This window comes from Streptomyces sp. bgisy130, assembly GCF_057708345.1.
Genome location: NZ_JBYISA010000005.1, coordinates 145753 through 161431, shown reverse-complemented (window position 1 = coordinate 161431; position 15679 = coordinate 145753). Strand labels below are relative to the sequence as shown.

Sequence of the window (15679 nt, the reverse complement as noted above, 5' to 3'; positions counted from 1 at the left end):
GTAGTGGGCGGTGTGGGACTGCCCTGCGGCCTGGTCATCTACTGCTCCTGTCGTGCACGGTCTCGCCGGGGAATTTCGCCGCTCCGTCAATAGGATCCGAGGTTGTCCAATCCGCCTTCGAATACCTCGTCCCAGTGATCAGCGGTCTCCGTGGCGGGGTCGATTTCCTCGGCCCATTCCCTGAGGCTCCACCGGGCGTCGATGACTTCGGCGAGGGTGGACAGCCAACTGGTGCGGTACTCGCAGTAGAGCCTTAGCGCCGTGGCGAATTGCGGGAGGCTGCCGGCCAAGAGGACTGTCGAATAGCCGCTCTCCGTGTCCTGGAGGACTGCGCCGCTCGATCCGTCCAGTACCACGGCTCCTCCCCTCCACGAGCCGATCCGATAGAAGGGGCCCTCCGCCTCCGGATCCGGCGCATCGTCTGGCCATTCGAACTCCGGAAGCCCTTGTCCGTCCAGGGGGAGAGAGGAGAAGAAAGGGATCTGGCCGTTCACGTACGGCAGGCCAGTCGTGTTCAAGAACTCCCGGGCGGCGGGATTGCGCAGGCCGTCGGGTAGGTGAGCAGCACTCATTGTCCGGCAGCTTCCGCCACCGAAGATTCTCTCCAGCCATGACGCCGAAGGGGCACCATCGGCAAGCGCCTCCTCGGGGCACTGCCAGGTGGCGGCCTTTGTTACAGAGCCGAGGTAGGGCCCCGTGGCCCACACGCCCGCTTCGGCATCGGCCGAGGCCACTGCGTGCACTGCGTACAGCCCGCCGTGCCCGCCGATGACCCAGCAGCCCGGCCCAGCCGGCCTGATGCTTCTGTTGGCATCGGGAGTTCTGGGGGCCGGTAGCGCTGCGGCCTCCTGGAATTCCGCCGGCCTGGGGGTGTCCTGGGTATGCGGAATCCGTACGACACTTTCCGCGCCTACCTCCGTGCCGTCATCGAGAGCGAAGACACGTTCCACATACTCCTCGTTCAACGGCCCGCCCATGTCGTCGTACTGGACGACCCGCCTCATCACGGCGACCGGCACGTTATCCCTGCGCTCCACGCGCACCTGGTCGACGCGTCCCACTTCCCCGTCCATCGGACCGAATACGCCGTACGGCCGTTGATGAGACCAGAGCGTCTTCCAAGGCAGCTCGATGCCGGCGTTTGCGAGTCCGTCTGCCAGCTCGTGCTGCCCATGGTTCACTGCCGCCCAGTGCAACCAGGAAAGCCACTCGCCGCGTGATACGGGATCAACTCGCTGCGCTTCCAGATAGTGAATGTCCATCGCGACGGTGCCTTGTGGTACACCCGACGGCCAGGCCGCTGCAAGTCCCTGTAGCAGCCCGTAGCGTTCCGTGCGGGCGAGCATCTCACCATTGCCCAGCAACTCCTCAAGGGAACCACCGAGTGCCGCGTGCATGGGGAGGGCCTGAGCGGCATATCGCGTCAGCTCGGGCGTGCCCGCGTGCGCGGAAAGGTAATGGAAAAGGGCCTGCTGATCCGCGGGGGAGAGGGCGCTTTCCTCGCGAGCGATGGACCGCGTCATGGGTGTGGTGAAAGAAATGCTTTCGGCGTCGTCCTCGGCGGCTTCCACAGACAGCTGGTTCGGGTACTGGGCGACGAGTGACCGGAGCTCGCCCTCGTCCGCGCGATGCCCCAAAGCTTCGCAGAGCGCTGACCACACAGGAAAGGCAATAGCGGGCGTCTCGGCCGCAGCGAGAAGCTGAATGGCACGGTGCCGGCACATGGCGCTGGCCTCTTGAAGAGTTCCGGCGCTACCCGGCGCGTCGCCATCGGCTATCAACACCTCCTGCGACTGGCGGCGATGGGGGATACGCGCACGATCGATATCACCTTCCACCACTATCCGCAGACACCGGCGGTCATCGCGCCCCAAGCGTTCCGCGACCAGACGGAGCACCCGCCCGGGCTCCGTCGAGGTGATCGTGGGTCCGGCCCACTGGGCGTTGGCCAGCAAGACGACCGCATCACGGTTGATGAGCCCTTGCGCACTCCAGAAGCTCGCTCGCCGTTCGTGAGCGGCCTCCGGATCCACCCCCAGACCGAGAAGTACATGAATTGCCACTTCCTCGGCACTCAGATGGAGACAATCGACGAACACTGCGTCGGGCACTCGTCGACGGAGGTCGTCGAGCACCTGCCCGGCACCGGAGCCGCCGGCGCCGCGCAATACGAGCACGCCGCCCTTGCGCCGCGGCTCACCGAGCCAGGCTTCCAGCTCCGCCGCGGCAGTTGGAGGTGACTCCACGTACTTGCACTCCCATCGACTTCAGGGCGATATCCGGGGCGGCGTCACACCAGCGTCAGCACCTCCGAAAGGACGCAGATCCTCAGTCATTGTGGAGGGGATAGACCCACGCCCCCGCCGTGGAGCCGCGCCAGTCGATGTTCCACAAGGTGTCTTCGATGTCCCGTCGTAGCGAGTGGGCTTCGATTTCGTTTTCCGTGGCATCGAGGATGTGCCGACCCGTGATCCATTGGGCTGCCTTGGTAAGGAAGGAATCCAGGCTGGTGGCAACGAGTGTCCCTTCCAGGCCGTCTTCGTCAGGGCTGCCGGGCATACGCAGTGTGCGGCCGGTGGGGCCGTCGATGACGATCAGGCCGCCCATCCATCGGCCGATCTTGAAGAATGGGCCTGCGGCGTCGGGCGCCTCCAGGCCCTCCTGCCAGGCGATCTCCGAGAGGAAGCCGGGGAGATCAGGTTCCAGGGCGATTCCTCTCGTGTCCATGACGGGGAGTCCGGTTTCGGAGAGCGTTCGCCGGGCCGCCGCGTCGGTGAGGCCGCTCGGCAAGCCGTCGATGGGCGTGCGCACGACGAGGGGTTCGTCGAGCAGTTCCGTCAGATCCGTCGGGGCGGGTTCGGGGGCGTGCGCAGGGCGGGTGGGGCCGGCCACGGTCGGGCATCCGGAGAGGGGCGGGCCGGTCGGCGGTGTGAGGCCCGGGAACTCGTCTGGCTCGGCAGGCGCCACACCGAACAGGCCGCCCGCGCCGGCCACGATGACGCGGTCCTCAACGGTCCGGGCGAGGTAGAGAAATTCCTCGTCGGGGCCTTCGTCGGCCCCGTCGGCCTCCTCGAAATCGCTGAGGGTGAGGGGGCCGCTGGTGTCATGGGCGTCGGGGTCGGCCCAGGTGAGGGCCTGCTGTGCGGCTTCCGGCAGGTCGTCGCCATACCAGGGACCGCCCAGCAGTTCGCCGGTTGCGATGTCCCGGACGTGCACGGGGGAAGGGGATTCGCACTCGACGGCCACTGCGGGGCGGCCGTGCCAATGGACCGGGTAAAGGTCATTGACCACCCCTGGGGTGAGATAGCGCGGGTGATAGCCGCCCGGCGGACGCCAGTGGGTCCAGCTCGTGGTCCACGGCATGCCCAGTCCCGAGCCCGCAATGCCTGTCGCGAATGCGGAGTCCTCGCGTGCGGTCGCCATCAGATGCAGCCAGGCAGCCCACTCCGGCTGGGTGGGTGGGGTCACCCCGTAGCTCCACAGATGTACGGCGTCGGCTGCGGGGTTGTTTCCCGGAACCGATCCGTCGAAGGCGCAATGTGCTGCATCAAGCAGTGCTTCCTGCGTGATGTTGGCGATGAGGGAGCCATCGCACAGCAATTCGTGGAACAGCCCGGCTTGGACGGCATGCATTGCCAGCCCGTGTGCGGCGTAGCGTCCGATTTCCCCCGAGGCCGCCCACCCCTCGGTGTGCAGCAATTGGGGGGACATTTCCCTGAGCCATTCGACCATGTGCCGGTTGACGCGGAGCACCGTCTCCTCGTCGGCGGCCTCGCGAAGAGCCTCCGCCAGCCCTTCATCGACGAATGTGACACCGTCGGAGTCGTGCGTCACCAGGTCGGGGAACCGGGCGAGGATTTCCTGAAGCATGACCTCCTCCGTATCGCGCAGCCCGGCGGACTGCGCAAGCTCCCGCCACACCCGGAGCGGAACCCGGCGCGGCTCGGCCAGCGCCAGTGCCCGGATCTGCGCCGGTACGTCAACGAGCTCTGAATCCCAGGGGGATTCAGGACCATCGTCTAGATGCAGGACGAACTCGCGGGCCGGCGGATCGGCCTGTGGCGGAGCGGCAACGACCACGGCGACCTTGCGCTGGTGGCTGAGCCTCCCGGCAAGCTCGTCCCGTACCTGCAAAGGCCGCGCCGAACACCGGGTCCGGCCTGCCCGGTGTGCGTTCTTGAGCAGGATGCACGTGTCGGCGGAGAAATACTTGCGCAAATGGCGCCACGGCGTGTTGATGTGGGCTGAGGTCGGCACGCCGACAAAGCCAAGTACCTCCGTCACGATCTCCCCGGGCGTCTGCCCCGCGGCATCGAGCAGCAGACTTCGAGGCGTTCGCCGGTGTACTTCGTGCAGAACCTCGTCCGCGGCGTGCCCGCCCACGATGTCGCAGCGGCTGCCGGCGGGACGCCCTTGGTTCCACCACTCGACAACGCGTGAGACCGCCTCGTCGGTCGAGAGGTGGTGGTGGCCGGGGGTACTGGGCTGATTCACGTGATTACCTCGGAACGATATGACGCATGGTCGTTGCCCAAACCTCACCGATGACGTCCAGATGGTCATCCATTTCTTGCTGCATGAGCAACTCCTTGTCGGACTTCTTCTTCTTCACCTCATTGTTGATCTTCTTGCTGATTTCCTTCAGTGCGGCTCGCCTGTCCTTCTCGTCGGTCATGGCCTGCGCCGCCTGGATCTGGGATGCGAATTTCTTCTTCTGAAGTTCGCGTTCGTTGGACCGCAGTTTGAGTCCGGCATCATCCGTTCGGTACGTCGTGCTGTAGTACACGGGCACGCCGGCCATCAGATCATGCTCGCGGAGCCTGTCGGAACAGTGGGCATGTCCTTGTCCCTTGCCGCAGGGCTCGCGCTCGGTGTAAAGGCCCCGAAGTGTGTACTGCGACCCACCGGGCTTCTCGTTCTGCCGGTCGATCCACTGGAGCAGGTGCTTTTCCGAGTGGCGCGGAGACACTCCCGAAGTTTCTGCGGGGACCGATGAATCCACGACGTATGTCGAATTTCCGTCGGCGTCAACGACCTCGACAACTGCGTAGTTCTTTCCAGAGAAATCTGGCTTGTGTGCAGCGGTCGCGGCGATCATCTCGTCGATTTGCTTCTTCGACGGCCCCTTTGCTGATGCCTTGTTTCCGGTGATCCGGTTGTAGAGCTCTTTCATGTCGCGCTTGGTCTCGGGAGCGCTGCGGTGCTTCACGGGGAAATTAGGGCTCGCTTCCTCGCGGGCCTGCGAACTCACTCCTCGATCCCTGCTCTTGGCCAGGTCATCCGTGCCGTCTTGACGAGCGTCGGCGTTGGCGTAGGGCTGGGAGTCATATCCAGGGTTTTTCCCGACGCCCTGACTCTCGTGATACACCGCACTCATTCGCGCCAGAGAGCCGACCACTGCCATCTTCTGACCGTCGTTCATGGCGCGGAACCGGTCTCCGAGGGTGGCCTCCAACTCCCGTCGCGTGATGGTCGTCGGCGGAGGGTTGGTGTTCCCGGCCGCGAGGGCGCGGCGCTGTGCCGCCATCCGTCCCTCGGCGCGTTCCAAGATGCTGGCCAGGCTGCCGTCACGCGCCCAACCGCGGAGGCTGTCATGGACATGCGACAGTCCATCGGCCCCATAGTTGTCGCTGAGCGCATCCTCCCCGAGCCTGTAAACGGGGTTCTTCGGGCTGCGCAGCTTCTCTTGTTCCTCGTCCGGTGGCAGGCCGAGCTGGGGATCGTGCGCGCCTTCTGGACCGTTGAGCTTGGTCGGGTCCGGTGTTCCGTCACCGTCGGCGTCGGCCATGTCGACGTCGGAATCGTCGTGGGGCTGGCCCACTTCGTCGATGTCCATGTCGTCGGGGGAGGGGTCGTGCTGGTTCCCCTTGCCGTTGCCTGCGGGTTCGGCTGCGGGGCGGCGGTCGCCTTGGGTGGCTCCGTCGTGGCGGGGTGAACCATCCTGGAGGGGACGGCGGTTGGCATTGAGTGGGATGGCGTGGACGCCGTTGGTGCCGTCGTGGAGGGGCTTGTTGCTGCGCTGGCCGGTCTGGGCGTCGACGTAGGTGATCTTGCCGTTGTGGTTGACGACGTTCCAGGCGTGGGCGCGGCCCTTGCTGTCCTGGGTGACGATGACGGCCTGGGAGCCGTGGCCGGAGTTGCGGAGGTCGTTTTCCAGGCGGTTGAACGCCCTGGGGCCGTTGCCGTAGTCGCTGAAGCGGGCGCCGAGGGTGTTCTCGATGCGGTCGCGGCCGTTGTTCTCGCCGCGGTCGGAGGGCGTGCCGTCGGGGTTGGTGTCCGGGGTGCGGTGAGCGGCGGCGGTGGGGTTGCCGGAGTAGGTGTCGGCGGCCGCGAGTGCGGCGTCGACGCAGTTGTTGCTGCGGCCGGGGGCGTCGGGGCCCGGGTCGTTGATGGAGTCGACCCAGTTGCCGTCCTCGGGGTCGGGGTGGCGCTGGGGCTCGCCGTCCTCGCCCTTGGGTATCGCGTCCTCGACCTGCTGCTGATGCGCGTCGGTGGGACCGTCGAGACCGCCGGGACGCTCGCGGTTGCGGGTGTCGGAGGCGGGAGTGGGGTTGTTCTGGTCGGAGTTCTTCGAGTGGTCTGCCTGCTCCGAGTGGTCCGCCTGGTCCGAGTGTGTGGAGTGGTCTGCGGGGTGAGATGCGTCCGACGTGTCCGATGTGTCCGGCGGTGTGTGCTGGTCGTGGGGTTCGGCGGGGGTGGTCTGGTCTGTTGTGGTGGGGGCGGGGTCGGATTGGGGCGTCGCGGGGTTGCCGTTGCCTGCTGCGTTCTCCTCGGGGCGGGGCTCGTTGGCGCGGGTGGGGCCGTCGAGGCGGGGGTTGTGCGGGGGGCGTTCGGGGGTGGGCTGCTGGGTGTGGTCCTGGATGATCTGCGAGCCGTCGGGGCGGCGGTTGTTGCCGGGAGGCGTGGTGGGGATGTCGCGGCGGGGGCCGTCCAGGCGCGGGTTGTAGGGCCGGGAGGTCTCTTCCCGGCGGGGGCCGTCCAGGCGCGGGTTGTAGGGCCGGGAGGTCTCTTCCCGGCGGGGGCCGTCGAGGCGCGGGTTGTACGCGGGCTGCTCGGGGCGTCGTTGTTGGCTTGCGTCGTGGATCGCCTGGGAGCCGTCGGGGCGGCGGTTGGGGCGGGCGGAAGCGTTGCCGTTGGTGTTGCCGGTGGGCGGTGTGGTGCCGCGGGGGGTGCCGGTGCCACCGGCCTGGGGCGGCATGGCGCCCGTCATCATCGGGCCGTTGGCCTGGGGGGTGTGGGGCTGGGTCCCTTGGGGGGAGGGGGTGGTGGGGGTGCCGGTGTCGGCGGTGTGCTGGGTCGGCGGGGGGAGGGTTGCGGTGCCCGCGGACTGGGTGGTGACGGTGGTGTCGTCGGGGTCGTCCACCGTGGGCATGGGGTCGCCGGGAGCCGGGTCACGCTGCTGGATGGGCTGACCGGACGACGGGCTGTGCTGTACGGGGGCGCCCTGCGGCGGGGTGCCGGCGTGCGGCATCGAGGTGCGGCCGCCGCCCGTGGAGCTGTCCCCGTTGGAGGTGCTGTTGTTGCCCGCGTCGGGGGAGTTGTCGCTGTTGGAGGGCGGGTTGCCGGCTACGGGGTCCGGGCTTGGCGAGGGTGCCGGCGCGGCCTGGGGCGCGTCCGGATGTGCGGGCCCGCCCTGTTGGGGGGACTGGTCCGGTGCGGGCTGGGTGCTGATGGGGTCCGGGGCGGGGGCCGGGCGGGCCGCGTCCGGGGCGTTGTCCGGGGCGGGGGCGGGGCGCGCCCCTTCCGGGGTGTGGTCCGGGGCCGGCTGGGTGGTGATGTTGTCGGCGTCCGGGCGTAGGGCGTCCGGGGTGGTGTCCCGTGCGGGCTGGGTGGTGATGTTGTCCGGGTCCGGGCGGGCTGAGTCAGGGGTGTTGTCGGGGGTGGGCTGGGTGCTGGGGGAGTCGGCGTCCGGGGTCGGGGTCGGGCCCGACTCGGGAGTGTGCCCGGAGTCGGGGGTCGGGCCGCTGTCCGGAGCGTGCCCGGAGTCGGGGGTGGGGGACGTCCCGTACGGGCTGTCGTTGCCGCCGGAGTAGCCCTCGTCGAAGGGGGAGCGCTGGCCCGGCGGCGGGAGGGGCTGGGCCTCCGGGACGCTGCGCGAGGGGTCCGAGCCGGGGGAGGAACTGTCGGCGGAGGGGCCCGGGTTGGTGCCCGTGCCCGCGCCTGCGTCCGAGCCGGAGCTGGGGTTCGTACCGGAGCCCGCGCCGGAATCCGTACGGGAGCCGCTGCCGCCGTCCGTGCCCGTACCTGTGCCCACGTTGTCCGAGGCGCGGGGGGAGTGGCTGGTGGAACCGCCGGAGTCCGCGCTGCCCGAGTCCACGCCCCCGCGGTTGCCGCTGCCGCCGGTGTCGCCGGAGGCGCGACCGGAACCGGAACCGGAACCGCCCCCATCGGAACCGCTGTTCGAGCCGCCGTCCGAGCCCGTACCTGAGCCCGTACCCGAGCCCGCTCCCGAGCTGCTGCCGGAGCCACCCCCGTCGGCCCCGTCACCGGCCCCCGCCCCGCTGCCCGACCCACGACCGGAGCCACCGGACCCGCTATCCGACCCGCTCGACCCGCCGTCGCCGCTGCCGCCGTCCGTCGAGTCGCTGCCGTCGCTCCCGTGGCCCGCGGCGCTGTCCAGGCCGTTGCGGGCGCGGCGTCCGGCGCGGCCGCCGGCGCCGTCGCGGAGGCTTTCGCCGAGGGATTCGCCGGTGTTCTTGAGGGCGTCGGTGGCGGCCTTCTGGCCTTCCTTGGCGGTGCGGCCGAGGTCGTAGCCCTTCTGGGCGCCGAAGTTCTGGTTGACGGTCTGGGCGATGAGGTCGGAGGCCATGGCCTCCAGCGCGGAGATCACCGGCTCCTTGGCGGCCTCCATGATCGCGTCAAGGAGCTGCTTGGCGACCTCCTTGAGGATCCTGCGGACCATCTCGCGGGTGGCGAACGTGGCGGCCGCGGCGCCTATTTCGGACAGACCGAGGGTGAAGGGGGCCGCGGCCTGGGCCGCGATGATTTCCGCGGCCAGAATCGCCAACTGGACGATCACGGCGACCTTCATGCCGATCACGAGCGTGGCGGCGGCCTCGAAGGTGAACGCGATGACCTCGGCCGCCTGCGCGGCATCGTTGAGATACCCCGAATTCCCGGAGAACTTCTCCCACGCCTTGCCGAAGCCCTCGATGGCATCGCCGGAGTTCTCGGCGAGCACATTGCTCGCATAGGTGGCACCCCGGGCCTGATGCCCCTGCACCTCCGCCGCGAAATTGCGCCAGACCTGCGCGCATTCCAGCAACTTGTCTTCGTCCGCGTGCGGCCAGTTGAAGCCGAGCATGTCCAGGACCCACTCAAGCGGATCAGGCAGCATGACAGACAAGGCGGAAGCTCCCCCGTGAAATGTACTTCTAGAAAAGTGCTTCTAGGCGTGTGGCGGACGCGGGCCGCGCGGAACGGCCGCCGCGTCCGTATCCCCGGAACCGGCCGGTGGCGTCAGTGCTTGACGGGCGTGATCGAGGTGCGGACCGTGTCGTCGACGGTCGGGTCGCGCCACGCCTGCTGGTTCTCGACGTGCTGCTTCATCAGCGAGTCGTTGAAGTCCTCGTTCTCGGCATGGTTCTTGGACATCGACGTCAGTGCCTTGCCGATTTTCTGGAGCTGGGCGGAGAGATGGCCCATCGACTCGTTCATGCCGTCCCGCACACCTTCGTAGACGACACCGAACTTCTCGCCGATCTCGTCATCGCCCCACGGCGGAGCCCCGTCCTTGCTGTCGAACGTCGTCAGACCGCTCACGAACTGCTCACCGAACGACTTCTCCGGCGGCGGCTTTTCCTGCCCGTTGCTGGGCGGCCCGGCCCCCAGGGCGTGCAGGCCGTCCATCAGCCGGGCGACCGAGGAATAGAAGTCCTCACCGAGCTTGACGAAGTTGGTGCCCTGAGCCTTGAGGCTCTCCACATCGGTCTGGAAACCACCGGCTCCGGCCATGACGTCCCCCGTGTTCGCGCTGACCCGGTCAAAATTCAAGCCAAAGCCTAACTGGCGCGGTTGACAGCCCACCAGGTGCTGCGGGCGGAGCGCTCTGCGCGTGGTCGGTGGAGCTCCGGCCGGGAGGTTTCAGGGGTGCGACCGAGGCCGGGAAGCCTCAGGAGGTGTGACCGCCGCGCAGGCGGTGGTAGAGCTCCACGGCCGACTCCGGGGGGAAGTTGGGCAGGAAGGAGACCTCGCCGTCGGTCTTGGCGATGACGACATTGCTTCCGCCGGGCTCCGCGGGCGGGGCGGTGGGGTCCGCGGGCGGCGGCCAGCTCGCGTGGATCAGGTAGCCGATGTCGAATTCATGGACGAACAGACCGGACGGGCCGCCGGGTGAACCGACTTCGGGGAAGTGCTGACGGCCGATCTCCAGTGCCTCGTCCGCGTTCGCCGGCACGGGCTGCGGTCCGGTCTGCGGGGGGAGCGGGGGCGGCGTGGGGGGCAGGCCCGGGACGCTGCCAGACTGGTCGGAATCGGTCATGTTCTGACTCCTTGGTGCTGGACATGCGGATGAGGGTCAACCTAACTCACGCCGTGACGGCCCGATCGGTTCGCCTCCGGGGTGCCCCTCCTCACCCGAACAGCACCTGTGACAGCCAGAATTCCAGCAGTTCCTGGTCACCGGTGATGGCGAAGGTGTCGCGGTCGCCCGGGACGCGCCCGTAGATGAGGAGCAGGAGGTCCGTCAGGGGGGCGCGGACGGAGACGGCGGCCGGCTCCTGGGCGCGGCGCCAGGCGAGGGTGTCGCCGGTGAGGTCGACGAGCCAGTCGGCGGCCGCGTCCGGTGGGGTGTCCGTGGCGTGGAAGTGGAGGGTGCGGCCGGGGCCGAGGAGGGCGCGGCGGTCCGGGTGGTGGTCGAACATCTCGGGCAGGGAGCCCAGTTCCATCCATTCGTCGAGGCAGTCGAGGGCGACCCGCTGGTCGACGGTGAAGTCCGCGCCGAGGGTGAGAGCGGCGTCGGCCCGGTGCATCACCGTCTCGTGGGCCATCCGGCGGGCGAAGAAGCGCGGGGAGCCGGAGGGGAGCGGGGTCCAGATCCGGGCGTCGGGGCCGGCGGCGCGGAGCGTGTCCGCGAGGAGCCGGGCGCCCTGGGTGAGCCAGCCGGCGAGGGCGGCAGGGGTCTCGGTGGTCTCGCGGGGGAGGACCCGGAGTGCGGTCTCCGGCGGGGGCTCGGTCGCCCGGGTCCGGACGAGGTGCTCGACCCAGCGATGGGCCTCGCCCAGATGCCGGAGCAGCTGGGCGAGGTTCCAGTCGGGGCAGGAGGGCACCGAGGTGGTCAGGGCCGTGTTCTCGTCGAGGTGGGAGCTCAGCAGCTCGGCCTGCTGGACGATTTCGGCGCAGTGGTCGTCGTAATCCATGGTGGCGTCCATGTCGTCACGGTAGGGCCACCCACTGACAATGCGCTGTCACCCTGTGTGAGCGGGCGCCGTCAGGCGGAAGCGGAGCCGGCAGATCACCGCGTCGGTGTCGCGGCGGATCGCGTGGGCGACGACCGCGCCGCGCTGGTTCTGGAGCAGGCGCTGCCAGAGGTGGGCGGTCCGCCTTCAGGCCGAAGACGTGCGGGAGGTAGTTGTCCCGCGCCAGCAGGCCCATCAGGACGGGCAGGCCGCCGAAGGAGGTGTTCGCGGCGAGGGCCAGCAGCACCATGGTGGCGAACTGGACGACGTAGAAGGCCGCGTGGTGGCCGAGCGAGGCGTCCGCGAGCTGGGCGAGGACGGTGACGCCCTCCACCGGCTGGAGGTGGAAACGGCCGATGAGGACGGACAGCCCGATCAGCATCACCCCGAGCAGCGCGCCGAGCGCGACCTCGGTGCGCTGGGCACGCCGGACCGCCGGGGCCCGGAAGGAGGGCACCGCGTTGGCGACCGCCTCGACCCCGGTCAGCGCCGAGCAGCCGGCCGCGAACGCCTTGAGCAGCAGCAGGGCGCCGACCGTGGTGGCGTTGTCGGCGACGACGGAGGCGTGTCCGTCGGCGGCCACGGTGGCGGCGGGAGCGGTACGGAACAGCCCGACGGCGATCATCGTCAGGACGGCGCCGACAAAGACGGCGGTGGGGACGAGGAAGGCCCTGGCTGAGTCGGCGATACCGCGCAGGTTGAGGGCGGTGATGAGGGCGAGGACTGCCAGGCAGATACCCACCCGGTCGTCGTGCAGGGCGGGGAAGGCCGAGGTCAGGGCCGCGACACCGGCGGTCACCGAGACCGCGACATTCAGCACGTAGTCGAGGACGAGGGAGGCGGCGGCGAACAGGGCGGTGCGGCGGCCGAGGTGCGTCTTGGCCACCGCGTACGAGCCGCCGCCATTGGGGAAGGCCGCGATCACCTGACGGTAGGAGGCGACCAGGACGGCGAGCAGGGCGGCGATGGCGAGGGTGACGGGGAGCGTGAAACCGAGGCCGTGGCCGCCCGCCGCGGCCAGGACCAGCACGATCGCCTCGGGGCCGTAGGCCACGGACGCCATGGCGTCGAGGGAGAGGGCGGCCAGACCCTGGAGGGCGGTGAGTCGGTGCCGGGCGTCGGGTTCGGGAACGGTGGCGCCGCGGGGGGCGTTGGAGATGCCGGAGTCGGCCCCGGCTCCGGCCCCAGCCCCGGCTCCGGCCCCGGCCTCGGAGTGGAGGCCGTCGCCCGTTCCGCCCCGCCCGTTGGCGGTGGCTGCGGCGGTGACGGTGGCGGTATCCGGTGGTTCCTCCGGTCGGCCATCGGCTGGGGACACCTGCGGCATTGTTCGTCGTACCTCCGTGCGCACCGTGCGGGACCAGGCCAGCGTGCGGGGCGCGACGGCCGGCGCCCGCGGCCTTGGCGGCCCCTTGGCGGGCGACGGACCGTTCTTCACGCGTTCTTGACGGGGGTGGGGCCGGTCAGGCTGTCGGAACGAGTGCTCGCAGGTCCTTGTGGCGGACCAGGCGGATCCCGCAGAAGTCCTCGGGGTCGTCCTCCATCTCGAAGCACGCCGCGATGATCCAGACCACGATGAAGAGGTAGCCGCCCAGCCAGCGGCGGAACAGCCGGGGCAGTCGCGGACGGCTGGCGTCCGTTTCGCGGATGACGCGGGTACGGACGGCGAACTTGCCCAGGCTGGCGCCCGCGATACGGGTCAGCAGGACCTGGTTGAGGAACGACAGCCCGAAGCCCGCGCCGGCGACCGCGTAGCAGGTCTGAAGGGCGGGCAGACCGGCGTGGTCGGCGGAGTTCAGGGCGACGTAGGCGGCCGTCAGGGCCAGCAGACCGTCGAGGAGGAGCGCCCCCCACCGGCGCAGCGGTCGCGCCTCGTCGGGGATGCGCACGGCCGCGGCGGGCGGCGCGTACGGGGACTGCGCGGCCGGCTGCGGGGCGTACGGCTGCGGCGGGTAGGGCTGCTGGTGCAGTGGCGGGCCCTGCGGGGAGGGTTGCTGCGGAGGGAAAGATCTTTCGTACACGGGTCCGGATTTTTCCATGCCGTGCGGGTCAGAACGCCGTGGCGGGCCGGGAGAAGTCGTAGCGGACACCGGTGAGTTGTTCCGAGGCCGCCCACAGGCGCTCGCCGTTCGCGTCCTTCTTGGTCCAGGGGGCGCGGAAGCACTGGGCGGGTGCGCCGCGCAGTCCGCTGCGCGGGCCGATGAAGGAGTCCGGCCGCATGTGCGGGGCGGTGGCCGCGCAGAGGGTACCCAGGGCGCCGCCGTCGGGGGACTGGGCGAGCACCCGGTTGGCCCGCTCGACCATGCGCTCGGTGGCGGCGCGGCCCTCCATCCGGACGCCCTCGGTCGCGAGATTGGTGGCGGCGTATCCGGGGTGCGCGGCGGCCGCGACGACCTGCGAGCCGGCCGCGGCCAGCCGCCGGGTCAGCTCGTGGACGAAGAGGAGGTTGGCGCTCTTCGAGCGGGCGTAGGCGATCCAGCGGCGGTAGGAGTGCTCGCTGTTGAGGTCGCTGTAGTCGAGGTCGGCGAGGGCGTGCAGCATGCTGGAGACCGTGACGACCCGGGCGCCGGGGGTGGCGAGGAGCTTGGGCAGCAGCAGCCCGGTCAGCGCGAAGTGGCCGAGGTGGTTGGTGCCGAACTGCATCTCGAAGCCGTCGGCGGTGGTGCGGTGCGGCAGGGCCATCACGCCCGCGTTGTTGATGAGCAGGTCGAGGCGGTCGCCGTCGAAGTCGTCGAGGGCGGCGGCGAAGTCCCGTACGGAGGACAGATCGGCCAGGTCCAGTGACCGGAACTCGGCCTCGGCGGTGGGAACTTCGGAGCGCAGCCGGTCCAGCGCGGCGATCCCGCGCGTCTCGTTGCGGCAGGCCAGCAGTACGCGGGCGCCCTGGCGGGCCAGTTCGCGGGCGGTGACATAGCCGATACCGCTGTTCGCGCCCGTGACCACCACCGAGCGGCCGGTCTGGTCGGGGATGTGGCTGGTGTTCCACCTGGTCACGCCTGCACTCCTCCGTAGGGGGCAACCAGGTTACGCCGGGCGGTGGGGCGGATGGGGTGGGAGGGACGGAGGTGACGGGTGCGGCGCGCCCGGACACCGGCCGCTGCCGCCCCGGTCCGCCCACGGCCGCTTGCCGGTCCGCCCACCGCCGCCGCACCGCTCCCGCCGCACCGCTCCCGCCGCACCGCTCCCGCCGCACCGCTCCCGCCGCACCGCTCCCGCCGTCACGCCGCCCCGGTCACTCCCCTTCGGCGAGGCGCTTGATCGCCGAGAGGCGGGTGTCCCAGGCGGCGGCCACCCGGTCCATCCACCGGGCGGTGACCCCCAGCCGCTCCGGGATGACCCGGTAGCGGGCCTCCCTGCCCTCCCGGTGGCCGGCGACCAGACCGGCCCGGTCCAGGACCCCCAGATGTTTGACGATGGCCTGGCGGCTGACCGGCAGTTCCGCCGCCAGGACCGTGGCGGTCGCCTCGCCGTGCGCGGCGAGGGCGTCGAGTATCCGGCGGCGGGTCGGGTCCGCCAGCGCGGCGAACACCTCGGCCACGGCGTCCCCGCCCGCACCGCCGTCCGGGCCGGGGACAGGGCCGGAGCCCGGACCGGAACCCGCTCCGGCCCCCGCACCCCTCCCCGGCCCCCCGTCCGGCCCCGCCCCCGGCCGTCCCGCTCCTGCCCCCGCGTCCCTCGTCATGCCGCGAGCTGCTCCGTGTACCGCCGGATGTTCTCCACCTGGCCGGACCAGCCCTCGGAGTGGCTCTCGTACCCGGCGGTCGGCTGCCGGTCCGCGGGGATGCTGAGCGCGGCGAAGCCGGTCTCCACGACGCGCAGCCGGGTGCCGTCGCCGTCCGGGGTGAGGGTGAACTCGACGAGGGTGGAGTTGCCCTCGGTCGCCACCTCGCCCGGGAAGGCGCTGGCCCAGCGGTACGCGAAGTAGCGCGGCGGGTCCACCGTCACGATGGTGGTCGGGAACTGCCCGTACTCGCCGTGGTCGAGCTCCATGATGCCGCCCGGCCGCAGATCGACCGGCGTCGGTTTGCCCTGCCCGAACCACGAGCCGACGTGCTCCGGTTCGGTGAGCACGGCCCACACCCGCTCCATGGGCGCGGCGATGCTGATCTCCCGCTCGATGCGGTCCCTGCTGCCGCCCGCGCCGCTGTCGGTGTTCTGGTGGCTGTCGGTGCTCATGGCGTGCGCCTCCTGCCGTTCTCGGATCGGCTGATGCCTTACGTGCTACCCAATGGTTGCACGTGGCGGCAGGAGGTGCAACCGATGGGTTGCGCATTGCGTCCCGGCGG

10 protein-coding genes and 1 pseudogene are annotated in these 15679 nt (G+C 70.1%); all 11 read right to left on the bottom strand.

The window, feature by feature from the left end; all coding sequences use genetic code 11:
• Positions 1 to 86: 86 nt before the first annotated feature.
• Entirely contained in the window at positions 87 to 2246 is a 2160-nt protein-coding gene (locus AC3EUV_RS09645; RefSeq protein ID WP_432141655.1) for an SUKH-4 family immunity protein, read from the bottom strand.
• A gap of 82 nt (positions 2247 to 2328) precedes the next feature.
• Complete coding sequence (locus tag AC3EUV_RS09640; protein WP_432141656.1) at positions 2329 to 4494, bottom strand: SUKH-4 family immunity protein; 2166 nt, start codon at positions 4492 to 4494, stop codon at positions 2329 to 2331.
• A gap of 4 nt (positions 4495 to 4498) precedes the next feature.
• A complete protein-coding gene (locus AC3EUV_RS09635) occupies positions 4499 to 9337 on the bottom strand; it encodes a toxin glutamine deamidase domain-containing protein (RefSeq protein WP_435602693.1) in 4839 nt (1612 codons plus the stop codon).
• 122 nt (positions 9338 to 9459) lie between these two features.
• The gene (locus AC3EUV_RS09630) at positions 9460 to 9954 is read right to left on the bottom strand and encodes a hypothetical protein (RefSeq protein WP_432141657.1); all 495 of its coding nucleotides are present in this window, start codon (positions 9952 to 9954) and stop codon (positions 9460 to 9462) included.
• A 157-nt stretch (positions 9955 to 10111) separates the two neighbouring features.
• Positions 10112 to 10480, bottom strand: a complete 369-nt coding sequence (locus AC3EUV_RS09625) for a hypothetical protein (protein WP_432141658.1) — start codon at positions 10478 to 10480, stop codon at positions 10112 to 10114.
• A gap of 91 nt (positions 10481 to 10571) precedes the next feature.
• Positions 10572 to 11369, bottom strand: a complete 798-nt coding sequence (locus AC3EUV_RS09620) for a maleylpyruvate isomerase family mycothiol-dependent enzyme (RefSeq protein ID WP_435602651.1) — start codon at positions 11367 to 11369, stop codon at positions 10572 to 10574.
• 163 nt (positions 11370 to 11532) lie between these two features.
• Positions 11533 to 12720 (bottom strand): annotated as a pseudogene (locus AC3EUV_RS09615) (APC family permease); the annotation flags it as partial.
• A gap of 136 nt (positions 12721 to 12856) precedes the next feature.
• Positions 12857 to 13414: an RDD family protein gene (locus AC3EUV_RS09610; protein ID WP_435602650.1), complete on the bottom strand. Its 558-nt coding sequence runs from the start codon at positions 13412 to 13414 to the stop codon at positions 12857 to 12859.
• Between the two features lie 28 nt (positions 13415 to 13442).
• Complete coding sequence (locus AC3EUV_RS09605) at positions 13443 to 14387, bottom strand: oxidoreductase (RefSeq protein ID WP_435602649.1); 945 nt, start codon at positions 14385 to 14387, stop codon at positions 13443 to 13445.
• A 238-nt stretch (positions 14388 to 14625) separates the two neighbouring features.
• The gene (locus AC3EUV_RS09600; protein ID WP_018088131.1) at positions 14626 to 14931 is read right to left on the bottom strand and encodes an ArsR/SmtB family transcription factor; all 306 of its coding nucleotides are present in this window, start codon (positions 14929 to 14931) and stop codon (positions 14626 to 14628) included.
• Between the two features lie 140 nt (positions 14932 to 15071).
• Positions 15072 to 15569 carry an SRPBCC family protein gene (locus tag AC3EUV_RS09595; protein WP_435602648.1) on the bottom strand — a complete coding sequence of 166 codons (498 nt, stop codon included), beginning with the start codon at positions 15567 to 15569 and terminating at the stop codon, positions 15072 to 15074.
• Positions 15570 to 15679: the final 110 nt, after the last annotated feature.